Annotated in this window: 17 protein-coding genes and 1 pseudogene; 5 read left to right on the forward strand and 13 right to left on the reverse strand. The window is 72.7% G+C overall.

Translation table 11 applies throughout. The annotated features are described in order from the left end of the window. Positions 1 to 35: 35 nt before the first annotated feature. Genes AQJ67_RS17195 through AQJ67_RS17205 form a run of 3 tightly spaced genes read right to left on the reverse strand, consistent with a single transcriptional unit; the run spans position 36 to position 4,109 of the window. Complete coding sequence (locus tag AQJ67_RS17195; protein ID WP_062719638.1) at positions 36 to 539, reverse strand: hypothetical protein; 504 nt, start codon at positions 537 to 539, stop codon at positions 36 to 38. Further along, the gene (locus tag AQJ67_RS17200; protein ID WP_107122899.1) at positions 467 to 3,730 is read right to left on the reverse strand and encodes a S1 family peptidase; all 3,264 of its coding nucleotides are present in this window, start codon (positions 3,728 to 3,730) and stop codon (positions 467 to 469) included. Before AQJ67_RS17200 ends, AQJ67_RS17195 begins: the two co-directional genes overlap by 73 nt. A 37-nt stretch (positions 3,731 to 3,767) precedes the next feature. Continuing rightward, positions 3,768 to 4,109 carry a CU044_2847 family protein gene (locus tag AQJ67_RS17205; RefSeq protein ID WP_159058779.1) on the reverse strand — a complete coding sequence of 114 codons (342 nt, stop codon included), beginning with the start codon at positions 4,107 to 4,109 and terminating at the stop codon, positions 3,768 to 3,770. Between the two features lie 130 nt (positions 4,110 to 4,239). On the opposite strand from AQJ67_RS17205, the gene AQJ67_RS17210 reads away from it, so the two are divergent. Further along, complete coding sequence (locus AQJ67_RS17210; protein WP_062719641.1) at positions 4,240 to 5,736, forward strand: glycoside hydrolase family 3 N-terminal domain-containing protein; 1,497 nt, start codon at positions 4,240 to 4,242, stop codon at positions 5,734 to 5,736. 24 nt (positions 5,737 to 5,760) lie between these two features. Here the strand turns inward: AQJ67_RS17210 and AQJ67_RS17215 are convergent. Further along, positions 5,761 to 7,085, reverse strand: a pseudogene (locus tag AQJ67_RS17215) (glycoside hydrolase 5 family protein). Positions 7,086 to 7,093: 8 nt separating this feature from the next. Between AQJ67_RS17215 and AQJ67_RS17220 the strand changes: the two are divergent. Continuing rightward, a complete protein-coding gene (locus AQJ67_RS17220; protein ID WP_062719643.1) occupies positions 7,094 to 8,128 on the forward strand; it encodes an N-acetylglucosamine kinase in 1,035 nt (344 codons plus the stop codon). Beyond that, on the forward strand, positions 8,125 to 10,368 hold the full coding sequence (locus AQJ67_RS17225; RefSeq protein WP_062719644.1) for a glycoside hydrolase family 3 N-terminal domain-containing protein: 2,244 nt from the start codon (positions 8,125 to 8,127) through the stop codon (positions 10,366 to 10,368). Before AQJ67_RS17220 ends, AQJ67_RS17225 begins: the two co-directional genes overlap by 4 nt. Here AQJ67_RS17225 and AQJ67_RS17230 read toward each other — a convergent pair. The 6 genes from AQJ67_RS17230 to AQJ67_RS17255 all read right to left on the reverse strand — a co-directional run bounded on the left by AQJ67_RS17230 (position 10,332) and on the right by AQJ67_RS17255 (position 19,726). Further along, a complete protein-coding gene (locus AQJ67_RS17230; protein WP_062719645.1) occupies positions 10,332 to 11,210 on the reverse strand; it encodes a carbohydrate ABC transporter permease in 879 nt (292 codons plus the stop codon). The two genes, AQJ67_RS17225 and AQJ67_RS17230, sit on opposite strands and share 37 nt — an antisense overlap. Beyond that, on the reverse strand, positions 11,207 to 12,238 hold the full coding sequence (locus tag AQJ67_RS17235) for a carbohydrate ABC transporter permease (protein WP_062719646.1): 1,032 nt from the start codon (positions 12,236 to 12,238) through the stop codon (positions 11,207 to 11,209). The genes AQJ67_RS17230 and AQJ67_RS17235 overlap by 4 nt, the downstream gene beginning before the upstream one ends. Before the next feature lie 2 nt (positions 12,239 to 12,240). Next, positions 12,241 to 13,611, reverse strand: a complete 1,371-nt coding sequence (locus AQJ67_RS17240) for an extracellular solute-binding protein (RefSeq protein ID WP_062719647.1) — start codon at positions 13,609 to 13,611, stop codon at positions 12,241 to 12,243. A 146-nt stretch (positions 13,612 to 13,757) separates the two neighbouring features. Then, the gene (locus AQJ67_RS17245) at positions 13,758 to 14,495 is read right to left on the reverse strand and encodes a hypothetical protein (protein WP_062719648.1); all 738 of its coding nucleotides are present in this window, start codon (positions 14,493 to 14,495) and stop codon (positions 13,758 to 13,760) included. Then, positions 14,492 to 18,733, reverse strand: coding sequence for a glycoside hydrolase family 38 N-terminal domain-containing protein (locus AQJ67_RS17250; RefSeq protein WP_062719649.1), 4,242 nt, complete (start codon positions 18,731 to 18,733; stop codon positions 14,492 to 14,494). Before AQJ67_RS17250 ends, AQJ67_RS17245 begins: the two co-directional genes overlap by 4 nt. 108 nt (positions 18,734 to 18,841) lie before the next feature. Then, entirely contained in the window at positions 18,842 to 19,726 is an 885-nt protein-coding gene (locus tag AQJ67_RS17255) for a MurR/RpiR family transcriptional regulator (protein WP_062719650.1), read from the reverse strand. A gap of 217 nt (positions 19,727 to 19,943) precedes the next feature. On the opposite strand from AQJ67_RS17255, the gene AQJ67_RS17260 reads away from it, so the two are divergent. After that, positions 19,944 to 20,708, forward strand: coding sequence for a sugar isomerase domain-containing protein (locus AQJ67_RS17260; RefSeq protein ID WP_062719651.1), 765 nt, complete (start codon positions 19,944 to 19,946; stop codon positions 20,706 to 20,708). On the opposite strand, the gene AQJ67_RS17265 is transcribed toward AQJ67_RS17260, so the two are convergent. Continuing rightward, positions 20,709 to 23,858 (reverse strand): beta-N-acetylglucosaminidase domain-containing protein, encoded by a 3,150-nt coding sequence (locus tag AQJ67_RS17265; protein ID WP_079056002.1) that lies wholly within the window; start codon positions 23,856 to 23,858, stop codon positions 20,709 to 20,711. It abuts the gene before it with no gap. Positions 23,859 to 23,986: 128 nt separating this feature from the next. Here AQJ67_RS17265 and AQJ67_RS17270 point away from each other — a divergent pair, with 128 nt between their 5' ends. Further along, the gene (locus AQJ67_RS17270) at positions 23,987 to 24,568 is read left to right on the forward strand and encodes an Rv1733c family protein (RefSeq protein ID WP_062719652.1); all 582 of its coding nucleotides are present in this window, start codon (positions 23,987 to 23,989) and stop codon (positions 24,566 to 24,568) included. A 39-nt stretch (positions 24,569 to 24,607) separates the two neighbouring features. On the opposite strand, the gene AQJ67_RS17275 is transcribed toward AQJ67_RS17270, so the two are convergent. Further along, positions 24,608 to 25,357, reverse strand: coding sequence for a DUF4142 domain-containing protein (locus AQJ67_RS17275; protein WP_062719653.1), 750 nt, complete (start codon positions 25,355 to 25,357; stop codon positions 24,608 to 24,610). Between the two features lie 157 nt (positions 25,358 to 25,514). After that, positions 25,515 to 26,573 carry an alpha/beta hydrolase family protein gene (locus tag AQJ67_RS17280; protein ID WP_062719654.1) on the reverse strand — a complete coding sequence of 353 codons (1,059 nt, stop codon included), beginning with the start codon at positions 26,571 to 26,573 and terminating at the stop codon, positions 25,515 to 25,517. Positions 26,574 to 26,643 lie beyond the last annotated feature (70 nt).

A 26,643-nucleotide genomic window follows, 5' to 3' on the forward strand; every position in this document is an offset into this window, starting at 1 on the left:
CGCGGCCGCCGTGGCCAACAAGGGGCTGAAGGTGGTCAAGCGTCCAGCGCCCGGTGCTCGGGAGCCACCTCGCCCAGGCGCTCGTACACCCAGGGGTCGTCACGGGGGGCCAGATTGCGGGTGTGTGCGGTGAGCAGGGAACGGACCTTCCGCCGGGCTTCGAGGACAGTGAGGTCGCCCGTCCGGTGGCGGTTCAGGATGCCGTGGACCCTGGCCAGTTCGTCGTCCTTCCCCACGTCCGACAGCACGTCCGACAGCACGGAGGCGTCCTTGTCCACGGCGTCTGCCCGCGACACCTCGCTTCCGGACGCGACGCCGGAGAAGAGGCGGGCCGCCGCCCCGCGGACGAGGACTTCGCAGCGCAGGAGGGCGGGGGCCGCCGAGGCGGCGCCCAGGGCGAGGCGTTCGGCGCGGGCGAGCACCAGCGCGGTCTGCTGGTGGGAGTCCTCGCCGGCGTACACGGCGCTCAGGTCGACGAGGGCCTCCAGGGCTCTGGGATGGTTCCCGGCCCGCTGGAACAGTTCGGCGGCATGCTGCAACAGGTGGACCGCGGTGGCCGGATCGTCGAGCCGCTGGGCCCGGTAGGCGGCGTTGGCGTGGTCGCGTGCCGCGTTGCCGTGGTCGCCGATCGCTTCCCACAAGGCTGCCGCTCGGCGGTAGAGATCGAGCGCCGTCCTGTCGTTGCCCGCGTCCTCCTCGGCCAGGCCCCGTGCGTTGAGCGCCATGGCGCGCACCTTGGGCGTGCTCCGGTGTTCTGCCAGGTCCGCCGCCATGCGACCCCACCGCAAGGCGCCGGCGATGTCCTCCGCCCGGCGGGCCGTACGGCAGTTGTTGATCGCGACGGGCACGGCCGCCGCCGGCTGCCCCGTGGAGGTGAGCACGTGATCGCCCTTTCCCCCGCCGCGAGCGACTCGGCCCACTTCTCCTCGTCCCACAGGATGAGGCTGAGCATGAACTCCGCGTCGGCGACCCGGTCGGTCAGGCCGTACTCCCGGGCGATTCCGGCGGCCTGCCGCGCGGCGTCCGCCGCCTGGGCCGCCGCTCCGGCCGAGCGCAGGGTGTCGCCGTTGAGCAGGCACGCCTTCACGGCCTCCGCGGGCCGGTTCTGTCGCAGCTGCAGCGCGATGCGGTCGTCGTTGACTCCGACGATGGCGTCCAGTTCGCCGCGCGCGGTGTAGAGGACGTGCAGGCCGATCGCCAGGTCGGTGGCCAGGTCCAGCCACTCGTTCTCCTGCGCGAGGCGCTGGGCGGCATGGAAGCGGGTGGGATCGAGCTCGCCGGACAGCTGCGCCCCGTGCTCCAGGTTGGTGATCTCCGTCAGCCGGGCGGACAGATACGACACGGAGGAGCGCTGGAACTCGCGTACGACGTCCGGCGGTTCGTCCTCCTCCAGTCGCTCCAGCGCGAACAGCCGCACCAGGTCGAACAGCCGGAACGTCGCGAGCAACTCCCCGGCCGGCATGCGGACCAGGTCCCGGAGGGCGAGGCTGCGGTCCACCAGCCGGTTGAGCAGGAGCTCCTGGGGCAGGGCGGGAGCGCTGAGACAGTGTCCGAGTTCGGCCCCGGTCACCGCCGCCCCGGGAGCCGCGGTGACCAGACGCAGGATCCGGCGCGCCGCGGGGTCCAGGGCGTCGTGGCTGAGCCGGATCGCGAGCCGGACGGCACGATCCCCGTAGGCGAGGGCGTCGAGTCGCGCCGACTCCTCCTCCAGGAGCTGGACGAGGTACGAAGGCTGCGGCCCCGAAGGCTGCGAGAGGCGCGCGCCGACGATGCGCAGCGCCAGGGGCAGGTCCGCGCACAGATGAGCCAGCAGGTGCAGCGCGGCCATGTGCCCGTCGTCGTCGGCCGAGTGGTCGCCCCCTTCCGAGCAGCGCGCGAGGACCTCGACCGACGCGGCCCGTTCCAGCGGCCCGACCTCGAACGCGAGCCCTCGATCCGCGTAGTCCTGGGCGCGGTCGCGTGAGGTGACGATGACGCCGCAGCCCGCCGGAGCCTTGACGAACGGCCTTACGTGGGCGGCGTCCCGGGCGTTGTCCAGAAGGAGCAGGACGCGTCGGTCGCGCAGGTGCGCGGTGAGCGAGGCGACCAGGCGGACGTCGTCCATGGCCTCCGCGCCCAGATCGACACCCAGGGCCTCGGAGACCACCCGGACCACCGTCCGGGCGTTCAGACAGGAGCCCGGGACCAAGCCGTGGAGGTCCACATGGAGGACCCCGCCGGGGAAGGCCGGGGTGAGGACGCGGGCCGCCTCGACGGCGACGACGGAGGTGCCCACCCCGGGCTGCCCGCACAGAAACGCGGTCGCCGTGCCGTGCCGCGTCATGTGCCGGTCGACAGCGGCGGCGACGTCCGCGACGAACCGCTCGCGTCCCGCGAGGCACGGGTCGACCGCCGGCAGTCGGCACATCTGACGGGCCACGGCGGAGAGTTCGGGGCGCCCCGGAACCGGTCCGGCAGGGGAGAAGACCCGGTCTCCGCCGTCCTCGTGCTCTTCGCCGGTACGCGCCGCGACGGCCGCGGGGTCGAGTGGTACGGGTTCGACCGACGCGGAGCGCAGGGGGGTCAGGTGGTCCGACAGGGCGTGCAGGAAGCCGGACAGGGGGATCCTGTTCCCGTCCGTCAGGGCCTCGTGTAGAAAGGTACGGCAGGAGGCGGAGAGCTCGGCGAGGACGCCGTCCTCGATCTCCTCGGCGAGAGTCCGACGCAGGCGGGACAGGAAGGCGCGAGCCGCGTGGACCGAGACCTCGTGGCCGGGGTCCGTGCCGGGCAGCGGTGCCGACCAGCGGTGCACGGCCTCCTCGTGGTCGGGAAGGCGCGGCAGCAGCACCCTGGGCTCCACACCGCGCAGGCGGAGTCTTCGGCGCAGCCCTTCGAGCTGACGCCCCTCCCAACCGGTGCCGCACGCACGGGACACGAGATGCGTTACGGCCTCGTCGAGTGCGCCCACGCCTCGACACGATTCGTCGAGGGCCGTGAGGACGAGGCGCGCCTCATGGGCCGCTTCCACGGGGCCGACCGCTCCCGACGGGATGCGCCCGACGGGCAGCACGGCGACACTGCCCGCGGACCGGACGACGCCGACCCGGTCGCCGAGCGTGAGCCGACGCCGTACGGGGACCACCGCGCAGTCCTCGAGCAGCCGGGTGAGGTCCTCGGTCCTGGCGATCCAGACCGAGTTCCGCAGCCAGTCGTCGGCGCTGTTGTAGCGCGCGGAGACCACTCCGAGGACGAGCCCGTCGTCCCGGCCGTACACCGGCGCGCCGCTCATGCCGCGCATCACGTCGGGGGAGGCCAGCCTGCCCAGGGCCACGCCGTCGCGCACCGTCCAGCCCCGCCACTCGCCGAGGGCGTACAGGTACGCGTAGTGGTGCCCGGGGTCGTCCACTTCGGCGACGCCGTTGATCACGACCTTGGAGTACAGACCCACCGCGTCCGTCGCGGCCCATCCGGCGACCGACTCCCGCAGGGGTTCGGCGCGGCGCAGCACCGCCAGATCGTGTACGGCGTCGACGGCCACCACCTGCGAGGGAACGGCAGCCGCCGAACCGTCGAGGGCGTCCGTCAGCACCTCGGAGCCGACTCGGTCACCGCCGAGATCCGCGACCACGTGCCAGGCCGTGACGAGCACCCGGGGCGCCACCTGGAAGCAGGTGCCCGCGGGCGTGCCGTCGTGCGCGAGGACCCGCCCCAGACTCCCCGGGACGGGCGGGTGGCCGGGCGAAAGACTCATCCCACGCCCCCCGGGTCAGGACTCGGTCCCGCGGCTGCTACGGCCGCGTGCTCTCGGTCGGCGCCCGGTAGGTCATGCGCACCAGCAGCGAGGCCTCCCCTGAGGCGCCGGCCACGATGACATTCCCCTGAGCCGAAAACTTCAACCCGAACTCGACCTCGACCTGCTCGGGTGCGGCTGCCCGCTCCCTGAGCCGCGCCACGGCCTGTGCCGCGGAGGTCGCGATCTCCACGACGGCGTCCCGGGCGTGGTCGAAGGAGTCCACGACCTGCCGTCCCGCCTCCCGCAGTCTCGAGGTGGGCTCCGAGCCGGGCACGGCCACCGTCTCGACCAGCAGTTCGATCTCGCCCACGCGAACGGGGAGCAACCGGTTCGTCATGGGCACAACCTGCCACACGCGCCGAGGCGCTGTCCGCGGATCAGGAATTCCCCGCGGGCCGGAAGGGTGGTGAATGGTCAAGCCGTAGGGAGTGTTGACTTTCGGCTGATCGAGCCAGAACATTGCGGAGGTGAGCCACGTCGAGCATGTCCCCCTCGGGTCGACCACCGCACTCCCCGCCGACCTGGACGAAGCCGCCCACCGCTGTCTCGTCGCCGGGTTCGACGGTGTCACGAGCGTGCCGGACACCCTCAAGGAACTCATCGACCGCGGCCTCGGCGGGGTCATCCTCTTCACCCGCAACATCCGCGACGCCCGGCAGGTGCGCCGCCTGACCGACGAACTGCGCGCGCTACGCCCGGACCTCGTCGTCGCCATCGACAACGAGGGCGGCGGCATCGGCCACCTGGTCGCCGCGGGCGCCCCCGACGTCCCCGGCTCCTACGCCCTCGGCGTCGTCGACGACCCGAACCTCACCGCCCGCTGCGCCGACGCCCTCGCCGCTCATCTGGCCGGCCTCGGCATCACCGCCTCCTACGCCCCCGTGGCCGACCTCCAGCACCGGCCGGACAACCCGATCGTGCGCACCCGCTCCTTCGGCGCCGACCCCGAACTCGCCGCCCGCCATCTGCGCGCCTGGATCACCGCCACCGAGGCCCGCTCCATAGCCTCCTGCGCCAAGCACTTCCCCGGCCACGGCGGCACCGTCACCGACAGCCACCACGGCCTCGCCGTCGACCCACGGCCGTACGACGAACTCCGCGCCGACCTCGAACCGTTCCGCGCGGCCATCGACGCCGGTGTGCCGATGCTGATGAGCGCCCATGTCGTCTTTCCGGCCCTGGACCCCGGCCGCCCCGCCACGCTCAGCCGCCGCGTCCTCGGCGACCTGCTCCGCCACGACCTGGGCTTCGACGGCGTCCTCGTCAGCGACGCCCTGGAGATGAAGGCGATAGCCGACCAGTACGGCGAGGCGGCCGGCGCGCGGATCGCACTGGCCGCCGGCGCGGACCAGGTGATCGTCGCCGTGGGGGACCTGAACGTCACCCTGGACTGCCGGGACGCCGTCCTCGACGCGCTGCGCACCGGAGTGCTCGCACAGGAGCGGATCCTGGAGTCGGCGGCGCGGGTACGGCGGCTCGCCGAGCGGTACGCGACCCCCGCGTCCACGGTCGCCGGCTGGGACGAGGGCGCCGGACCGGAGGCCGCGCGCCGGGCCGTTCGGAGCCGGGGGGTGCCGCCCGCCGTGCGCGGCGCCCATGTCGTCGACCTGTTCCCGCCGCCGCACCCCGCGCTCAACTGGGGCGGCGAGGACCTGCTGACCGAGATACGCGCCGTCGATCCCACGTCCACGGGCACGGCGGTCACCGGAGACGCGGCCGACCCCGCCGAACTCGTCGACGGCATCCTGCGCCGCTGCGGGTCCGCTCCGCTGGTCGTGGCCACCTGCGACGCCGGACTGCACCCCTGGCAGGCCCGGTTGCGCGACGCCCTGCTCGCGCGGCGGCCGGACGCGGTACGGGTGGACACCGGGCTGCCGGAGGGCGGCGCGCTGTGCTCGTACGGGCGGGGGCGGGTCAACCTGCGGGCGGTGGCCGAGGTTGTGGCGGGCGTCGGCGCCGGCTGACGCCCGCCGGTCGACCGGAGCGGCTCAGGACGGGCGTACGACCTCCTTGATCCCCCTGGCCGCCAGGTACTCGCCGTCCTGCGCCCGCGCGGCCAGCACCACCGCCGGGCGCAGCCCCTGCGCCCGCATCCGCATCCACGCCTCGAAGTACGCGCCGCCCGGACCGGACACCGACCGGGTGCCCGGCGCGCAGTCCAGGAGCAGGGCGGTGGTGCGCGGTCGAGCCGGGGCCGGGGTCTCGCGCAGGTCGGTGATCGTGTCGGCGAGGGCCTCGGCGATCGGCTTCGCGCGGCCCGTCGAGTCGAACAGGCCCAGCGTGTACTCCAGTTCCGGGAAGTCGGCCAGCGACCGGTCCACGTCGTGCGAGCACCACCAGGTCACGCCCCACAGCCCCGCGCACTCGGCCGCGTTGCGTACGGTGGCGCGTGCGAAGTCGGGGGCGTCGGCGGCCGGGATGTGGGGCGCGGGGGCGCCGGTCTCCTGGACCCAGACGGGGCGATCGGGGTCGGTGGCGTACGCCTTGGCCAGCTCGGTGCCGTACTCGGCGAGGTGCCGGACCTGCGGGGAGCGCGGGCCGTAGCGGCGGGCGCAGTCGCCGGAGAACACCCACGGGTGGACGGTGGTCAGATCGCCCTTGCGGGCCGAGGCCTCGGGGGTGAAGGGGTGGTCGTCGCCGTACCAGGCGGCGTCGTAGGCGGAGTGCGTGACCAGGCCGCCGTCCGGGCCGAGTCCGTCGCGGGCCGCCGCCAGCAGGGTGTCGAGGTAGTGGTCCACCTCGTCGGCCGTCACCGGATTGTGCTCGACCAGGTTGTTGAGCTCGTTGCCGAGCTGGAGACCGATGAGGTTCGGGCGGCCGGCGAGCGCGCGGCCCAGGGTGCGCAGGAGGTCGGCCTGGGCCGCGATGGCCTCCGGGTCCGTGAAGACGTTGCGGTGGTGCCAGCTGCGGGTCCACTCCGGGTAGAAGTCGAAGCTCGACAGATGGCCCTGGACGCCGTCCACCATGACGTCCAGACCGGCCTCGTCGGCCAGGTCGACGAGGTGCGCCAGCTGGTCGACCGCCGCGGGGCGGACGAGGGTGCGGTTGGGCTGGAGCAGCGGCCAGAGGTGGAAGACGCGGACGTGGTCGAGGCCGAGACCGGCGATCCGGTCGAGGTCCTCACGCGCGCGCGGCGGGTCGAAGTCGTGCCAGGAGTGGAACCAGCCGTGGCGGGGCGTGTAGTTGACGCCGAAGCGGAGCGGGTGGATGGGATCCTCCTCGGGCCGGCCCCGCGCGGGGCTTGGCTGCCGTCTGTCTCTAGTCCGTTGTCTCTTGTCCGTCTCTTGTCTGCCGCGAATGTATCAACCACCATGGGCGACGATGAATAGTGATTTGAACCAAACCTCGGCCGGTCGGGCACCGGCGTACGTCGTCGGCCTCGACGCCGGCGGCACCCGCACGCGTGCCGTCCTGGCACCCGCGCACGGCGGCGCCCCCGAGGGCGAGGGCGTCTCCGGGCCGGGCAACGCCCTGACCGTGCCCGGCGCGCAGCTCACCGAGCACCTCGCCGAGGCCCTCGCGCAGGCCGTGCCGGAGGCGCTGCGCGGCCGTGTCGTCGCGGTGGCCGGCGGATTCGCGGGCGCCTCACGGACCGCCCCGGACGAGCCGGGCCGGGTCAAGGCGCACGCCGCCCTCACCGTCGCCCTGGGCCGGCTCGGCATCGACGCCCACTCGATCGAGATCCACAGCGACATCGAGGCCGCCTTCGCCTCCGCGCCCGGCCACCCCGCCGACGGACTCGCCCTGGTGGCCGGCACGGGCGCGGTCGCGATGCGCATCACCGCACGCGCGTGCACCGCGACCGCGGGCGGTGACGGCTGGCTGCTCGGCGACGACGGCGGTGGCTTCTGGATCGGGCGCGAGGCGGTACGGCGGGCGCTGCGCATGGCCGACGGGCGGGGCGGACCGACGGCGCTGGCCGCGTCGGTGGGGCGGGCGTTGGACGTGCCGGAGGACGTGCTGCCGGCGGAGCCCGCGGGCCCGTACGACACCGGCGCCTGGACCCGGGCCCGGCGCGAGGCCTACCGCATGCACCTGCTCCCCGCCGTGCTGGACCGGCCCCCGGTCCAACTGGCCCAGCTCGCCCCGCTCGTCGCCGAAGCCGCCGACCGGCACAAGGACCCGGTCGCCGAGGGGATCCTCGAAACGGCCGCCGACCACCTCGCCGACACCGTCCGCGCCCTCGAACCGCGCTCCGGCGAGCGGATCGTCGCGACCGGGGGCCTGCTCGGCCCCGACGGACCACTGACCGCACCCCTCACCGCCCGGCTCCACCCCCTCGGCCTCACCCTCGACTGGGTGGCCGACGGCTCCCGGGGGGCCGTCGCCCTCGCCCGCCTGGGGTACGACGGATGAGCGCCGCCGACGCGCGGCGGTACCGCGACCCCACCGCCCCCGTCGACACCCGGGTCCGCGACCTCCTCTCCCGTATGACACTGCGCGAGAAGGTCGGCCAGCTCAACCAGCGGATGTACGGCTGGGACGCCTACCGACGCACCCCCGACGGCGGCTTCGAACTCACCGACGCGCTGTACGCCGAGACCGACCGCTTCGAGGGGCTCGGCGCCCTCTACGGCCTCCAGCGCGCCGACGCCTGGTCCGGGGTGGACCACACGAACGGGCCCGGCGCCGAGGACGGTGCGGCGCTCGCCGAGCTGGTGCAGCGGCATGTCGTCGAGCGCAGCCGGCTCGGGATTCCCGCGCTGTTCGTCGAGGAGGTGCCGCACGGGCACATGGCGCTGGACGGCACGGTCCTGCCGGTCAATCTGGCGGTCGGCGCCACCTGGGACCCCGGGCTGTACGAGCGCGCCGCCGCCCACGCCGCCGCCGAACTGCGGTCCCGCGGCGGCCACGTGGCCCTCGTCTCGGCGCTCGACATCGCCCGCGACCCCCGCTGGGGCCGCACCGAGGAGTGCTTCGGGGAGGACCCGTACCTCGCCGCCCGGTTCACGGAGGCCGTCGTACGCGGCATGCAGGGCCCGCCCGCCGAGTACTTCGCCGCCGACAAGGCCCCGGTCGTCCTCAAGCACTTCGCCGGACAGGGCGCCACCGTCGGCGGCCGCAACTCCGCCGAGTCCGAGCTGGGCCCGCGCGAACTGCACGAGATCCACCTCCCGGCGGCCCGCGCCGGCGTGCGCGCCGGGGCCGCCGCCGTCATGGCCGCCTACAACGAGGTGGACGGGATGCCCTGCTCCGGGAACAGGGAGCTGCTCACCGAACTCCTCAGAGAACGCTGGGGGTTCGAGGGCCTGGTCATGGCCGACGGCCTCGCGGTGGACCGGCTGGCCAGGATCACCGGCGACAAAATGTCCGCGGGAGCCCTGGCGCTCGGCGCCGGTGTCGATCTGAGCCTCTGGGACGAGGGCTTCACACATCTGGAGGAGGCCGTCGAGCGGGGACTGGTGAGCGAGGAGGCCCTGGACACCGCGGTCGCCCGCGTGCTGCGGCTCAAGTTCCGGCTGGGGCTGTTCGATCAGCGGGACGGCACGGTTCCCTTCCCCGCTCAGGGCAGGGAGCTGAGCACCGCAGTCGCCCGAGGCGCGGTCACCCTCCTGCGCAACGACGGCGGGATCCTGCCCCTGACGGCGTCCGTCTCCCGGGTCGCCGTCCTCGGACCCCAGTCCGCCACCGCCGCCCACCAGTCGGGCGACTACACCGCGCCGCAACGCCCCGGCACCGGAGCGAGCCTGCTCGACGGGCTACGACGTCTCGCCCCGCCCGGCCTCGACATCCGCCACGCCCCCGGCTGCGCCCTCACCGGCGACGACCTCTCCGGCATCCCCGAGGCGGTCGCCGCTGCCGCCGCGTCCGACCTGGCCGTGCTGGTGCTGGGCGGCAGCAGCGCACGTACGCCCGGCACGCAGTTCGACGCCAACGGGGCCGCGCGGACCGTCGTGTCCGAGATGACCTGCGGCGAGGGCGTCGACCTGGCCGGGCTGCGGCTCGGGACGGCCCAGAACGCGCTGCTGGAGGCCGTCGTCGCGACCGGGACGCCGACCGCGGTCGTACTGGTCCAGGGCCGGCCGCACGTCGTCCCCGCCGCCGGAGCCGCCGCCCTGCTCACCGCCTGGTACCCCGGCCCGTGGGGCGGCGACGCGCTCGCCGAGGTGCTGCTCGGGCTCGCCGAACCCGTCGGCCGGCTGCCGGTCTCGGTGCCGCGCTCCGCCGCCCAGCTCCCCGTCTACTACAACCACAAGGACACCGAGTACGGCGGCTACGCGGACGAGGACGCCGAGCCGCTCTACCCGTTCGGCCACGGGCTCTCGTACACGAGCTTCGCCTACGGCCCGCCGCGGCTGTCCGGGCACACCGTCGAGGCCGACATCACCAACACCGGGGAGCGCCAGGGCCGTTCCGTGGCCCAGCTGTACCTGCGGCGGCTGCGGACCCCGGTATGGCCGCGCACGCTGGAGCTGTGCGGCTTCCGGGCCGTCGACCTGGCGCCGGGCGAGACCCGCACGGTGGCGTTCCCGCTCGGCGCCGAGCTGCCCGGCAGGGGCACGGTGGTCGAGTTCCGGGTCGCCCAGTCGGCGCGGGCGGCCCTGGCCGCCGTACCGACTCAGAGCTTCACGGCCCCCGACGAGACCCCCTTGTAGAACCACCGCTGGGTGATCACGAACAGCACCAGCACCGGGACCACCGAGATCACCGAGCCCGCCATCACCAGCCGCTGGTCGTAGCCGAACGACGACGTCTGCAGCCGGGCCAAGCCCAGCGTCAGCGTGAACTGCTCCTCGGAGCGCAGCACGATCAGCGGCCAGAGGAAGTCGTCCCAGGCGCTGATGAAGGTGTTGATGGTGACGACCAGGATCGCGCCGTACGCGGACGGCAGGTACAGATGGCGGAACCGCTTCCACTCGCCGGCGCCGTCCAGCATCGCCGCGTCCTCGATCTCACGCGGGACGGCGAGGAACGCGGCCCGCATGATGAGGACGTTGATCGCGGCGACGAAGCCGGGCAGCCAGACACCGACGAGGTGGTCGACAAGCCCCATGTCGCGGACGCTCAGGAACAGCGACACCATGATCGACTCGAAGGGGAACATCATGGACGCCATCAGCAGCACCCAGACCAGCCCCCGGCCCTTCCAGGCGGGTTTGGACAGCATGTAGCCGGCCATCGTGGAGAAGACCAGCTGGCTGGTGATGGAGATGACCGCCACGAACAGGCTGTTCCTGATGTACGTCCACACCGGGACCTGGGCGAAGACCTGCTCGTAGGCCCGCAGCGTCGGGTGGTGCGGGACGAGGGAGGCGCCCGCGCCGAAGACGTCCTCGCCGGCGCCCTTCAGGGACGACAGCACCTGCCACAGCAGCGGGCCGACCGTGATGAACAGGACGAAGACCAGCAGCAGGTAACGGACGACGAGTTCACGAGGGCGGCCGTAGTCCCGCCAGCGCGGCATCAGGCGCCTGCGCTTGTCCACAGCCGTGGTCATGCCTCGTCCTCCTTCGTCAGGCGCTGCGCGAGCAGCGTGAGGCCCAGCGTGAGTGCGAACAGGGCGACGCTGACCGCCGCGCCGTAGCCGGCGTTGCCGGTGAGCGGGTCGAGGCCGACGTCCCGGATGTAGAAGGGGAGGGTGCGGTCGGCTCCGCCGGGGCCGCCGGTGGCGCCGCCGAGCATGTAGATCTCGGTGAACACACGCAGCGAGCCGATGCCCGTGAGGGTGCCGACCAGCATCATCGACTGGCGTACGCCGGGCACGGTGACATGCCAGAAGCGGCGCACCGCACCGGCGCCGTCCACGGCGGCCGCCTCGTGGAGTTCGCGGGGCACGTTCCCGAGGGCGGCCAGGTAGAAGATCATGTACCAGCCGAGGCCCTTCCACAGCGTCAGGCCCATCGCCGACAGCAGGATCAGCCACGAGTCCGACAGGAAGGGGATGGCGCCGCGGATGAGGTGCGCCTTCTCCAGCCAGGTGTTGACCAGGCCCTGGTCGCTCAGCAGCCACTGCCAGCTCAGCCCGACGACCACCGACGAGGCGAGGACCGGGGTGTAGAACGCGGAGCGGAAGAAGCCGATGCCCGGGAGGTTCTTCTCCACCAGGACCGCGAGCAGCAGCGGCAGCAGGACCATCAGCGGGACGACGATCAGCGCGTACAGGACGCTGTTGCGGGTCGCCAGCCAGAAGTCCGCATCCCCCAGCATCCGCGTGTAGTTGTCCAGGCCCACCAGGTTGTACGCGCCGCCGAGCGGCTTGGCGTCGGTGAAGGACACCAGGATCGTGTTGAGGAACGGGAACACGCCGAAGACCGTCGTGCCGGCGATCGCCGGGAGCATCCACAGCCAGGGCAGCCACCAGCGGCGGTAGAGCGCCGCGCCCCCCGCGTCCGCCGTGGGGCCGGGCGTGACGGCGCGGAGGGCGCGGCGCAGGCGCCCCGGCGGTTTTGGTACGGAGCCGGGGCGGGGGGCGCCCGCCCCGAGGGGAGCGGGAACGGGCGCCTGGTCCACGGTGTGCTGAGCCATCGTCAGCTGCCCTGCTTGATCAGTTCGTTGCCCTTGGACTGGGCGTCCTTGAGGGCGTCCTCGGCGCTCTTCTTGCCCTGCATGGCCAGCTGGATCTGGGCCGAGAAGGCGTTCAGCTCGCCGGGTGTGAGGGCGATCTCGTCGGCCGTCGCGGTCTTGCGGTCACTGGCGACGATCTTCCGGGCCTCGGCGAAGGGATCGTCGCCCTTGACCGACTGGAAGAACGGGTCGTCCAGTGAGGCCGTCGTCGACGGGAAGATGACCACGTTCGGGTCCTTCGCCCACTCCAGCTGGTTCTTGGCGTTGGTCAGGAACCGCGCGAAGGCGACTGCGGTCACCGCGTTCTTGCTGGTGGCGGAGGTGCCGATGTACTGCGGAGCGCCGACGGTGTGGCCGAGGTCGTCCAGCATGTAGCGGCCGACGCCGGTCTTCTTGTAGACGGTCGGGTTGTTCTGCTGGATGAACCGCAGGAAGTTGGGGTTGGTCGGGCCGTAGACCAGCTTGCCCTGGCCGAAGACGTTGGCCGGGTCCTGGGTGGAGGAGAGGGAGTCCCGGGGCATCCCGCCGGCCTTGTAGAGCTTGGTCATGGCCTCGACCCACTGGGCCGTCCTCGGGTCGTCGGCGAAGGTGAACGACTTGCCGTCGGCGGAGAAGATCTTGATGCCCATCTGCTGCCAGTCGGCCGGGATGCGCAGCTGCGGGTTGGCGAGGAGAGCGTGGTACTTGCCGCCCGAGGCCTTGGCCACCTTCTCCGCGTCGGCGAACAGTCCGAGGACGGTCGTCGGAGGTTTGGCCGGGTCCAGGCCCGCCTTCTTCATCAGCTCGGTGTTGAAGGTCTGCACGATGCCGCCGGAGTACCAGGGCAGCACGCTGTGCACCTCGGTGCCCGAGGCGTCGGCGTAGAGGCTCGACTTCCACAGCGCGGGGACGAACGGCTCGCCCGCGTCCGGCGCCTTCTTGTCCAGGTCGATCAGATAGCCGTTCTTGGTGAGGGCGATGGCCGTGTTGACGTTGATGTTCACCACGTCCGGCAGCGTGCAGCCCTGCGCGTCCGCGACCAGGCGCTGGGTGAAGGTGGCGTCGCCCGGGTCGTCGATCCACTTGACCTTCGTGCCCGGGTGCTCCTTCTCGAAGGCCGCGATGACGCCGTTGAAGTAGCCGCCGAAGTCTTTCTTCAAGTTGGTCGTCTGGAAGGTGATGTCGCCCTTCACGTCCCCCGTGAGCGCTCCCGACCCGACGTTCGCCTTGTCGACCTTGCAGCCGCCGGCCGTGGCCTCGCCGTCGCCGGAGCCGCCGGAGAGGCCGCAGCCGGCGGCCGTGAGTGCCAGGGCGAGGAAACATGCCAGGGATCCGGGAAGTCTGCTTGCGCGCATGGGTGCCCTCCTGCGGCCGGCCGAGCCGACTGGTTCGCTGGTGTTCGCTGGTTCAAATCACCAACTTGGACTCTGCTTGATGAAAAGGTGGACCAGAATTCATCGGAGGTCAATGGGTTGCCGGGTTGCTTTTACGTTCCGTTCGGTCAGTGCCGGTGCTCGTGGTCCGGGTGGGACGGGTCGCCGGGGTGCTCGTGGCCCGGGGCGTACTCCACGCCGGTGCGGGCCTGGTCCAGCCAGCCGAAGAACGCCCAGCGGGCTGCCGCGCGGCGTAGTTCGCCCTGGATGTCCTCACGGGCGCGGTCATATGGCAGGAAGTCCGCCGGTACGGCCGCCTGGTCGTAGGGGTTGACGCCGCGTCTGAGCGCGCCGGGGGTCAGGAAGCGGTCGCGGTTGCGGTCGTAGTAGTCCCGGATCGCCGCCTCGGGGATGTGCTGCTCGGATTCCAGGTGGGCCAGCAGGGTGCGGGCGGCGGGGGAGTGGGAGAGGGCGACGGCGATGATGCTGCCCAGGTCGGCTACGGTGCGCTCCGCGGGTGGGGCGGTGGGGGGTGCGTTTTCGGGTGCGGCGCCGTTGTGGCTGGTCGCGCCCCGCGGCGGAGCCGCATATCGATACAGCCCCGCGCCCCTGGAGGGGGTTGCAGGGCCGTCGGCGCATTCGTGCGGGGCGCTATGTCTTGGAACCAGCCCCTGCTCGGCGCATGCCTGTTGGGCCAGTTCGTCGATCACCAGGACCTGGGTTGCCCAGCGTCGCCGCTGGCGTTCGGCCCTGGCGAGGGACTCGGGGCGGGTCTCGGGGTCGCGGGCCGGGACTGCTTCGAGGAAGGCGTCCACGTGGGCCTTGGGGACCGGCCGGCCGTGGACGAGGGCGGCGTGGTTCGTCATTCCGTCACCTCCAGTACGACGGCCTCCGTGTAGGCGACGCACCCGTGCCAGCCGACCTTGGCCATCAGCCAGTACGAACCCGGCGGTACCGCGCTGCCGTCCACCTCGACGGCGTGGTCGAGTTGCCCGCCGGCCGGGACGGTGAAGCCCTGGCAGCCGGGGGTCACGCCCGCCCAGGTCCCCCATGAGGAGACCGCCCAGAGTGTGCCGCTGACCGGACCTCGGGTCGGATTGCGCAGGGTCACCGGGACACGGGTCCGTTCGCCGCGGCGTACGCTGACGCGCTCGACTCCCAGCTCTGTCAGGAGAGTTGGCCCCTTGTGCCCGTCCGGCACATCCAGTGCCACCACGTCCTCGTACGTCTGCCCGCCGTACGACAGCCGGGCGGCGAGCCAGTGGCGGCCCGGCTCGGGGTCGGGTGGTGGTGTCACCGTGGCCTCGGTGAGGGTGAACCCGCCGGGGGCGAGCGCGTACGGAAGCTCGGCGGGCTCGGCGGACCAGCCGGGCGGGACGTGCAGGGTCACGGTGCCCGAGACGGGGGTGTCGGTCAGCTCGGAGGAGATCCGGAGCGTGGCCGTGACCGGTCCGTCGGAGACGGTGAGGGTGGCCGGGGAGACGTACACCGCGACCGGCATGTTGCCGCGTGGGGCGGGGCCGGAGTTGTGGAGCCAGTAGCGGGTGGGGACGGGCTGGGCGGGCTCGTGGGCGGCGACGCCCTGGCCGGGTGCCGTCGTCGCGTCCGTCGTGGCCAGGACGGTCGCCACTTCGAAGCCGGTCAGGTCCAGGTCGAGGGCCCCCTGATCGGCGGGTTGCAGTGGCTCCCCGCGCCTCTCCAGTACGTCCGCCCGCGCCCCGTCCGTCCACTCCCGCGGCCCGCGCACCCGCGCCCGCACGGGCCGCCCGTTCACCTCGTGCATCCGGATGACGACCCCGCGTCCGGGGTCCGCCGCAGCCACGCTTCCCCGGGCGAGCGGCGACCCGGCCGGCTTGAGCGCGTCGAGCAGCACCTCCCCGGCCGGCTCCAGGCCCAGCAGCGCCGTCTTCCTCGGCAGTGCGGCGTCCTCGGCCGCCGTCCGCCTCAGCCGGGCCGTCAGGGGGTGGTTGAAGGCGTGTCCCGCCTGCGGCAGCCGCAGCTCGCGCCAGTCGCCCGGGCCCGCGACCACGGCGTACTCGAAGGTGTGGGACCAGCGCTGGAGTTGGAAGGCGGAGCCGTCGGGCGCCGTGCGGCGGGGCGGGTCGACCCAGATGCCGGACGGCCAGCCCGTGCAGGAGCGCATGAGGGACATGTAGAGGTCGCCGGAGGAGGTCACCACACAGCCGGGCGTGCCACGGTTCAGGACCGCGAAGCTACGGCCGTCCCAGGCGTCCCCCGGTGGCAGCGCCTCCCCGCCGCCCGCCGCCGTGGCGCCCAGGACCGCGTCGTCCAGGTCGGCGATCAGCGCGTCCACGGCCTTGGCGTCGTCCTCGGGCCGGGCGCCCGCCACCACGAGCAGCGGCAGCCGCTCCAGGTCGCGCAGGTCGGCGCCGGGCACCCACTCCTCCCGCAGCGAGGCGCGCGGCGCGACCCAGACGGCCGCCACTCCCCGTTCGGCGAGCTGTCGGCGCAGTTCCCGGCCGGCCGCCGGGTCCCAGCCGAGGGCCTCCGCGACCAGCGCGTTGCGCTCGGGGGCACCCACCGCGATCCGGATGTCGGGCAGGTTGGAGTCGACCTCAAGGTCGCCGTAGCGCGGGCCCCCGGCGATCGTCGAGGTCGCCGTCACGCCCACGCGCACCAGGGCCGCCGCGAGCGCCGTGCCCAGCTCACCGGCGTCGTCCCAGGACGCGTACACCAACTCGGCGACCCCGATGGACCGTTCGCCGAGCGGCCGGCCGGAGCCGTCCTCGACCGCGACCCGGGCGGTGGAGCCGAGCCCGAACCAGGTGTTGGCCGGGTTGTCGAGCGTCCACGGGAACTCCTCGCTGTCCACCTCCACGAACCCGAACCCGCGCCCGATCACCGCGTCGGCCACCTCGTGGACCGGCAGCCCGCCACGCACGTCGGAGGGCCAGCGGACCCGGATCAGGCGGTCGGCGCCGTCGTAGCCGTCGACGGTCGTCGTGAGGTCGAGGCGGTCGACGCCCTTCCAGAGCGTCAGGCGCTGGGTGTAGCGGAAGAGGCCGAGGTCGGCGCGGACGGTGATCCGGGAGCCGGCGGGGGAGTGCTCGACGTGGACGTCCGCCGTGACGTCCCGGCCGCGGGCGGCGGTCGTGCCGGTCGGCGTGAGGTGCCAGGGGCCCTCGCCGAAGCGCGGGTGCCTCGGGTACTCCTCCTGGACGACCAGCTCGTTGCCGATGTCACCGGGGCGCAGGAGCTCCCGGCCGCCCTCCGTCAGGGCCCGCAGGCCGCTGACGGCGCCGCCGCGCGCGGGATCGACCGTTACCTCGTAGAACTCGTTGCGGATCGTCGTGCCCTCGCCGCGCGTCCACCCGGGGACCGTCCCGTCGGTGAGCGGGAGCGCCTTGAGACCCATGCCGGGCACCTCCGGGACGACGACCCGGAGTTCGCCGTCCTCCCGTACGGCGGGCAGGGGCAGACCGGTGTCGTCCAGCGGGACGAGACCGGGGTCCGCCACCGCCAGCACGTCCCGGCGCTCCCAGGTCGCCGCGTTGAAGACCACCAAGTCCGGTGTGCCGCCCGGAAGTTGGGCGACCCTGCTCGCCAGGGCGTCGGTCGCGTCGGCGTGTACCGTCCCGGCCAGGTCGTACAGCTCCCGCCAGCCGGTGAGCAGGTCGATGTAGACCTGGTCGGACTCCGAGCCGGTGATGGCGTCGTGGTGGGCGCCGTAGATCAGCTGCCGCCACGCCTTGTCGAGCGCCGCGTCGGGATACGGGTGCCCGGTCACCAGCGAGGCGAGCGTCGCCCAGGCCTCCGCGTCGGCGAGGAGCGTCTCGCCGTGGCGCTGGGCCTGCTTGGTGTCGATGTAGGAGACGTCCTTGCCGGTGTAGACCGGGTTCATGTCCCGCGTCTGCGGGGAGGCCATGCGGCCTTCGGCGTCCAGCTCGGCGCGCACGGCGGCGAAGAAGTCCCTCGGGATTCCGCTGACGAAGCGCGGCCAGACGTAACGGTCGTTCCAGTCCCGGTGGATGCCCATCACCCAGCGGCACGGCGGCGCGTAGTCACCACCGACGGGCAGCAGGACGTTACGGGTGAGCGCGACCTGCTTGAGCCCCTTGAACAGCTTGAACGCGGCCGCCTCCGCTTCCGGCAGGGTGGGCGCGTTGTCGATCGCCCAGCCGGCGCCGTAGTGGTTGACCATGTACGCGGTCAGCAGCCCGCGCCCGGACGGGGCGATCCAGCTGAACTCCGCCGGGAACTGCATCCGGTTCGCATCGCGCGGCTCCTCGCCGAACACGGAGAGGGTCGGCCCCCACTGGTGGAACGGCCCGCGCGCCCAGGAACTGGAGCTGACCCCGGCGTCCGCCATCAGCCCGGGGAACTGCGGGTCGTGCCCGAACGCGTCCAGCTGCCAGGCCGTCTCCGGGGACGCCCCGATGATCCCGCGCTGGAAGCCGTCGCCGTACAGGGCGTTGCGTACGGTCGCCTCGGCGCCGGTGAGGTTGGTGTTCGGCTCGTTGTAGGTGCCGCCCATGATCTCGACGCGGCCGGTGCGGATCAGCTGGCGCAGGAACGCGCGCTCCTCCGGGAAGGCGTCCCAGTAGGGCTTGAGGTAGTCGACCTCCGCGAGCACGAAGGTGTACGCCGGGTCGCGCCGCGCCAGGTCGCAGTGCGCGCGGACCAGGCTCATCCCGGACTGGCCGCGCGAGTCGAAGGTGCGGGCGGGCAGTCCGGTGCCGGCGGGGTCGTCGGCGACGTCCCAGGTCTCGGTGTAGGCGGCCTGGGTGTTCCACCAGACCGGGTCGTAGTGGAAGTGGCTGACCATGAACATGGTCCAGCCGGGCTCGGCGGCCGTGAACGCGGCGGACTGCTCCGCCCTGCGGGCCGGGTCGCCGGCGTCCTCGGCCGTGACCCTGATGTGCGTACGGTCGCCGGGGGCCAGGTCGGTCGTCACCGGTATCTCGGCGCGTACGGTGCCGTCGTCCCCCGCGGTCGCCTCGGCGGTGCCGTGCACACCCGGGCCCTCGACGGTGAGGCGGACCGTGCGGCCGGGGGCCTCGCCGATCTCCACGGCCACCACCTGCAGCGGATGGTCCTCGGAACCGACGAAGAGCTCGGTCGACTCGACAGAGATGACGCGCATGGGGCTCCTACGAGTGCTCGTGGGGAGCCCCATCCTGGCGCAACGGGATGATTCAAACAACCACTCTCAAGGTAATCAGGTGGTTGATCCATACCGTCCCGGGCGGGTTCAGCGAGTCCGGCGGTTCTTCACCGCATGCCGCGGGGTGATGTGGTCTGTCAGGGCGAGCGAGGCGCTGGCGCGCTGGTAGGAGACCTGGCCGACCCGGACGTAGAGACAGTCGACGATCATCAGCACGGAGTGCCGGCCGCCGATGCTGCCGGTGCGGAAGCTGGTCTCCGAGGTGGCCGAGATGAGCCGGATGTCGGCGGCCTTGGCCAGCGGGGAACGCGGGTCGGTGGTGATGGCGATGGTGGTGGCGCCCCGCTCCTTGGCCATCTCGAACGGTTCGAGGGTCTCGCGGGTGGCCCCGGAGTGGGAGATGCCGATGGCCACGTCGGCCGGGGTGAGCAGGGCCGCGGAGGTGGCCGCGCCGTGCACCTCGGTCCAGCCGCGGACCTGGCAGCCGATGCGGAACAGCCGGGTCTCCGTCTCCTGGGCCACCGCGCCGCTGCCACCGACGCCGTACACGTCGATACGGCGGGCGCGGGCCAGGGCCTGGGCGGCGCGTTCGAGGGCGTCGAGGTCGATCCGCTCTATGGTCTGCTGGATCGCGCGCAGATCCGCGCTGCCGACGACCTGGACGACCCGCTCCAGGCTGTCGTCCGGCGAGATGTCGGGGCCGATCTCGGCGCTGCCCCAGTCGGAGACCTCGCCCCGGCCGCGCTCCTGGGCCAGCTCGATCAGCAGATGCTGGTAGGAGTCGAGCCCGATGGCCCGGCAGAACCGGGTCACCGTGGCCTGGGAGGTGCCGGTGCGGCGGCCCAGTTCGGCGGCCGAGCAGTGGGTGACGGCGGCTGGATCCTCCAGGATCAGCTCGCCTACCTTGCGCAGGGATCCGGCCAGCCGGGGCAGTTCGGTGCGGATCAGTGTGGTGACGTCCGTCGGGGGCATGGGGAGAAGGTACCAGCCACCGTTTGCGCCGCAGATTGAATACCAGGACCGGACCAGGAGCGGCCGGGAGGGCTCATTGCCCGTACCGCTCGGTGTGTGATTTATTGATTCATCGATGCAGGAGTCCAGGGTGGTTCAATCCATCATTTCCATCCATTGGACTCCATCAGGCTCAAACCGTCAGACCCCTCAGTGGGCCGTCAGTGGGGAGTGACCCGTGTCCGACGAGTCTGTGAGCGCCCGGCGCTTCGCGCGCGAGGGCATGGCCGTCCTCGACCGCCTGACCGAGTCCGCCCGCGAGGACGTGGCCCGCGCCGCCGAACTCATCGCCGAGTGCGTCCGCACGGACGGTGTGATCCAGGCCTTCGGCACCGGCCACTCCCAGGCGATGGTCCTCGAAGTCGCGGGCCGGGCGGGCGGGTTGGTCCCCACCAACCGGATCGGTATCGCCGACCTCGTCCTGTACGGCGGTGACGCGCCGAGCGTCCTCGACGACCCGCTCCTGGAGCGCGAGCCCGGCGTCGCCGCCCGCCTCTACGACCTGGCCGCCCCGCACCGCCAGGACCTCTTCGTCATCATCTCCAACTCCGGCGTCAACAACGTCATCGTCGAGATGGCCCTGCACGCCAAGGAGCGGGGCCACCGGATCCTCGCCCTCACCTCCCTCGCCCACACCCGGGCCGTCCCCGCGGGACACGCCAGCGGCAAGAAGCTCGCCGACCTCGCGGACGTCGTCCTCGACAACGCGGCCCCGCCCGGCGACGCGCTGCTGGAGCTGCCCGGCGGCGGCGCGGTGTGCGCCCTGTCCACGCTCACCGGCGTGATGCTGGTGCAGATGGCCGTCGCGGAGGCCTCGGGCCTGCTCCTGGCCGCCGGGGAGCGACCGCCCGTGTACGTCTCCGCCAATGTGCCCGGCGGTTTCGAGGGCAACCTGGAACTGGAGAAGCGGTACGCCGGACGGATCCGGCGCACCGCGAGCTGATCACTCCACGGGTACCGGCGTCAGCGCGACGGCCAGCGGATACGCGCCGGTCGCGAGCGGGGACCCGGCCCTGCCCGACGCGGTGTCGACCGGCACCAGGCCGTTTCCGTCCGCCGTGGTGACGTAGGCCGTACCGCCGTCCCAGTCCAGGCCGACGTCGAAGGCGGACCTCCCTACCGTGACCTCGGCGCCGGGCGCGCCGGTCACCGTGTCGACGGGGGTGACCCGGTCCCCGGCGCTGGGGCTGACCCACAGCGTCCGGCCGTCCGGGGACAGCCCGAGGCCGTACGCCTGGCCGGTGACCAGCAGCGTCGGCTCGGTGTCGTTGGTCGCCGTGTCGATCGGAGTCACCGTCGAGCCACCGGAGTTGGACACGTACACCGTCTTCCCGTCGGGCGCGGCGACGACGTTGAAGGGCCGCGGGCCGACCGCGACGGGGTCGCTGACGGTGCCGGTGGCGAGGTCGACGGGGCTGACCGTGTTGTCGTGGATGTTGGCCACGTACAGCGTCCTGCCGTCCGGCGTGACGGCCATGTTCTCCGGCCCGTCGCCGACCCGGACGGGAGCGCCCGCCCTGAGCGTGCCGGTGCCCACGGGCTGCACCGTGCCGTCCGTGTAGTTGGCCACCCACAGCGTGCCGCCGTCCGGGGTGAGCGCGAGACCGGCGGGGACCCGGCCGACGGCGACCGTGGCGGTGACGGTGCCGCGCGCCACGTCGAGCACGCTGACCGTGTTCGAGCCCTGGTTCGCGACGTACGCGGTACGGCCGTCGGCGCTCACGACGACTTCGCCCGGGTTGGCGCCGACCGCGATGTTCTCGGTCGTCCCGGAGGACAGGTCGATGGAACTGACCGACGCGCCGCTGAAGTTGGCTGTCAGCGCTCGCGGCGTGCCGCCGCCGTCGGTGACCTGGACGGGGAGCGCGCGGTCGAGGAGCCCCGCGCCCGAGACGACGACCGAGCGGACGCCTTCGGTGGCGGTGGCGTCGGCGGTGAGGGTGACCGTGACCGATGCCGGGCCGGTGACCGTGCCCTCGGCGGGCGTGGCGGTGACGCCCTCGGGCACGTCCAGCTTCCAGCGGGCGGTCTCGCCCCGCGCGTCGGAGAGGTCCAGGGTGACCGTGGCGGAGGCCCCGGGCCGCAGGGACAGCGCGTCGGGGGAGAAGGAGGCGTCGACGCCGGGGTCGGGGGCGGTCTGCAGCATCGTCCTGTAGAGGAACTGGTCCATCACACCCGGCGAGACCTGCTCGGGCACGGCGTCCAGCGCCTTGCGCTCGGCCCTCAGTCCGGCCCAGTACCGGGTGACGGCTTCCGCGTCCCCGTCCTTGTGCGCCAGCAGCAGGTCCACGGCGGTCTCGCCCGCGCTGCCGTAGCGGCCGAGCTTGTCCAGCCAGGCCGAGGTCTCGTCGAGGAACCCGGGGTTGTCGAGCCGGGCGCGCAACCGGTCCGGGGTGGCGGCCATGTCGGCGAAGTAGCCCCTGAGCGCGGCGGCGGCCCGGTCGAGGCCGCTGTCCTGCTCGTAGGCCTTGTGGAAGGCGGCGATCAGAGGGGTGAGCGTCGGGGACTCGGTGGGGTCGAGCTGGGAGGAGTAGCTGTTCTCGGCGAAGATCCGCAGCCAGGGGGCGGCGCCGGGGCCGGCGAGGTCCCGTACGGAGGCGAGGAAGGCGGCCCGGGGGTCGTACGCGTCCGGGTTCCACAGATAGGCCGCCGAGGTGAACAGGGCGATCCGGCTCGCCTCTCCCTGCACCATCGGGTTGGCGGTCACCCCGGTCGAGGCGCTCGCCACGCCGGGCTCGCGGCCGGTGTAGGGGCCGAGCAGCAGACGGCTGGTCACGTAGTCGTTGACCGGGTAGTTGTCCCAGACCAGGATCGGGTGGCCGTACACCTCACGTGCCTGCTGCACCTGCTCGGCGGTGATGGTCGGCGCGATCACACCGACGCCGGTCCACTCGACGACCACGGACAGGTCGAGCTTCTCCCGCAGCGCCTTCTTGTAGGGGGAGTCGGCGAGGTCGGAGTACTCGGTGGGGACCATTTCCAAGGGCTTCAGGTCCGGGTGCCCGGCGGAGAAGTCCCGCCACACCGTGTTGAGCAGATGCGCCTGCGCGGCGCCCGCCGCACCGCCGCCCGTGCCGAACTCCGCCTCGTCGGCCGCGCAGTTCCACTTCGTGTAGCTGATGTCGTCCAGCGGGATCGCGAAGGAGCGCACGCCGATGTCGTACAGCGAGTCGAACTTGGCGGTGAGCGCCTTGACGTCGGCGTCGGAGGAGTAGCAGACGGACAGGCCGGGGGAGAGGGCGTAGGTGAAGCGGACGTGGTTGGCGCGGGCGCGGTCGACCAGTTCCCTCAGCCGCGCCAGTTCGGCGGGCGGGTACGGCTCGCGCCAGCGGGCGCGGAGGTAGTCGTCGTCCTTGGGGGAGTAGACGTAGACGTTCTGTTTCGTACGGCCGTAGAAGTCCAGCTGGGCGAGGCGTTCGGCGTGCGACCAGGGGGTGCCGTAGAAGCCCTCGATGACGCCGCGCAGGCCGGCGGTGGGCCAGTCGCGGACGGTCACGGTGGGCATCCGGTCGCCGGTGACGAGCTGGCGCAGGGTCTGGGCCGCGTAGAACGTGCCGGTGGTGTCGGTGCCGGAGAGGGCGAGGAGGGCGCGGCCGTGGGAGCGTCCGGCGGCCAGGGCGTAGCCGCCGGAGGGCAGGCCGGCCGGGGACTTGGCGCGCAGGTCCCTCAGGGCCGCCGCGGTGGCGGCGTTCTCGGCGGGACCGCCGACGTACACCGTGAGGCCGGAGGCGGGCGGCCGCTCGCCCGCCGGCACCGTGACGATGTGCTCGGCGCCGGCCTCGCGCAGGACGGACTCGACCAGGCGTCGGGCGGCGGGGTCGGTGCGCGGGCCGACGACCTCGACGACCCGGTCCGGCACGGTGAGCCGCCCCGGGCCCGCGTGCACGCTCTTCGGCGTCGGCCACACCTGCGGAACCCGGCTGCGGGGCTCCGGTGCGGTGGCGGCCGTGGCCGGGGCGGTGAGGCCGAGGGTCAGCAGCAGGGCGGCGGCGGCCGGTATCAGCGGGCGGCGGGTACGTCTGGCACGGACGACTCGCAGCACGGGCAGCGCAGGAAGCACGGGTCCTCCCGAGGGTCGGATGAATGTATCCATCGGGAGATGCTAGGGATGCTGAATACTTCATTCAATGGTGCGGGAATTCCATGACCGGAAGCGCGCGCGCCCGACGGCGGGTGGGCGCACACTGGAAGTGTGCTGTCGGTGCTCAAGGGGGTGTCGGCATGGCTGCGTCTGAGTGCCCGAGGGTGCGGCTGTGGCGGTGGCGGCGCAGCCCGCTGAGGCGGCGCAGCGACGTCATCGAGGCCTGGGTCGTGCTGTGCGCATGGCTGTTGGCGCTGGTCGGTGCCGTGTTCGCGGGCCTGGCGGCGGCCGAAGCGGTGACCGCCTCCGCGCAGGAGCAGCGGGCCCGAAGTCACAAGGTGACGGCCGTCCTCGTGAAGGAAGCCGAGGACCCCGGGGCCTCGCGGGTCACCACCGACCATCTCGTGTGGTCCACCGTCCGCTGGACGGACCCGGACGGCACGACCCACACGGACGAGGCACGCGTGCCGCCCAGCACGCACGCGGGCAGCAAGGTCGAGGTGTGGGCGGACCGCCATGGCGTCATCGCCAACGAGCCGCTCTCCGAGGGCGAGATGGCGCTGCACTCGATCGCCGGAGGCATCCTGGCCGGCGCGGGCACCGCCGGTCTCGTGCTGGGGTCCGCCTGGGTGGTACGGCTGGGGATGGAGCGCCGCAGGCTGGAGCAGTGGGCCGCGGAGTGGGAGCGGCTGGACACCCCGTGGGGGTGGAAGACCGGCTGATCCGGCGGCCCACTGCCTGCTGTCAGCTGACGTCCGCCGTCACTTGACGTCCGCGCTCGGCAGCGCCGACGGGGACGCGGTGTTCAGGTCCTCCAGGCCCTTGGGGATGGCGAGCGTGAGGACCGGGGAGCCCGGCTGGGGCGCGGGCGGGGTCATCTGCTCCTTGGGGAGCTTCGGCGGGGTGGTCTGCTGGAAGTTGTTCGCGTCGAAGTTCACCATGCCGGTCTTCTCCAGGACCGTCATGTGGTCGAGCACGGTGTCGTTCGCCAGGTCGGCCAGCTGACGGACCAGGGTGTTCTGTGTGGTGCCCCGGATCTTCGCAATCGCCGGGAAGATCTGCCCGTGCGTCACCCGCATGATCGCGACACCCGTGGCGTCGAACTCCTTGCCGGTCTTGGAGTCCACGGTCGCCACGAACTGCTGCTGCTGCGGACTCGCCTGGTTGGGCAGCGTGATGTTGAGCTCGGACGCGAGCTTGCGGCAGGCGAGGTCCAGCCGGGCGTGTCCGACGACGAGGTGCTCGCCGGCCTCCTTCATCTCCGGGGTCGTGCCGCGCTGCATGGCCATCATGCCCAGCGGGTGCTCCCAGAGACCTGCGGCGCGGACCTTGACCACGAAGTCCCGGTCGGCCTCGGTGAGCGGGCCGTACTGCGTGTTGGCGATGACGCGGTCCTGATTGGCGGAGGTGGTCTCCACGCCCAGCATGGCGGGGTAGGCGAGGGCGGAGAGGGTCAGGACGAGGGCGCCTCCCACGAAGACGGTTCCTACCATGCGGCGCGAGATGGGCATCGTGCCTCCAGAGACGAACGGCTCAGTACTCCAGGAGGTACGGACGGAGCGCGCGAAACAATCACCGCCGAGGGAAAAAATTTGCGACCGGCCCTGCGTGGTGCGTCACAGGCGCGAACTCGGCCCGGGTGAGGGAACTCAGCCCAGGTGGGGGAGCTCAGCCCAGGTGACGCGCGAAGAACGCCAGCGTCACGTCCATCGACTCCCGCCACCGGGGCCCGAAGGTGTGCCCCTCGCCCGCCCACGTGCGCAGCTCCACGTCCTTGCCCGCCGCCTCGAACGCGGCGACGGTCGCCTTCGACCAGGCCAGGGGGCAGGTGTCGTCGGCGGTGCCGTGATGGACCAGCAACGGCTCGGTGACCCGGTCGACATACGTGACCGGCGAGACCTGCCGCCAGAACTCCGGGTTCTCCTCCGGGGTGCCGTGCGCGGCCTCGATCTCGTCGACGAGCGGATCTCCTTCGGGCCGCTGGAACCGGTCGATGTTCTCCTCCGGACGCGAGCTGACCGGCGCGAAGACGACGGCCGCGTCGACGAGGCCGGGCGCCACGACCAGCGCGTTGTACACGACCCCACCGCCCATCGACCGCCCCAGCAGCCCGATCCGTCCGTCGTCGACGTTCGGCCGGGTGGCGGACCGCAGGGCGTGTACGGCGTTGATGACGTCCTCCGTGTAACCGAGCCGCAGGTTGACGTCGTTGTCCGGGTCGTCGTCGGACCCGGCGTGGTCGCGGTAGTCGGTGTGCAGGACGACATAGCCGTTGCGGGCGAGCAGGTCCTGCTCCCTGGGCATGCCGCGGCCGGTCGTGTACACGTCCGGGTCGATATAGCCGTGCGCCAGGACCAGCGCCGGGAAGGGGCCCTCGCCGCGGGGGACGTTCATGATCCCCGAGACGGTCAGCCCGTTGGACCGGTACGTGACGGCGTACTGCGTGTAGGCGTCGGTACGCAGGCGTACGGCGCCGAGGCGGAGGCCGGAACCGTGGTGCGCGCGGTGGATCAGGGCCGGGAGGGAGACGGGGTCGGCGGGTGTGGGTGTGGGTGTGGGTGTGAGGGCCGGCGTCGCGCTGGCCGCGCCGGGGGTCGCGTCGCCCGCTCGTGTGGAGGCCGGCGGGTCCGTACGCGCCGCCTCGTCGTCGCCGCCTCCGGTGCAGCCGACGGCGACCGCCAGGGCCAGCCCGGCGGTGACACGGGCAGCGTCCCGCGGGAACCGCATGGGCCAAGTATCGCTCGGCTGGCGCCCGCGGACGCGCACGGTGGGGTGCGGTCGGGTGCCGGAAACATCC

It is taken from the genome of Streptomyces caeruleatus, from assembly GCF_001514235.1.
GTDB lineage: Bacteria > Actinomycetota > Actinomycetes > Streptomycetales > Streptomycetaceae > Streptomyces > Streptomyces caeruleatus.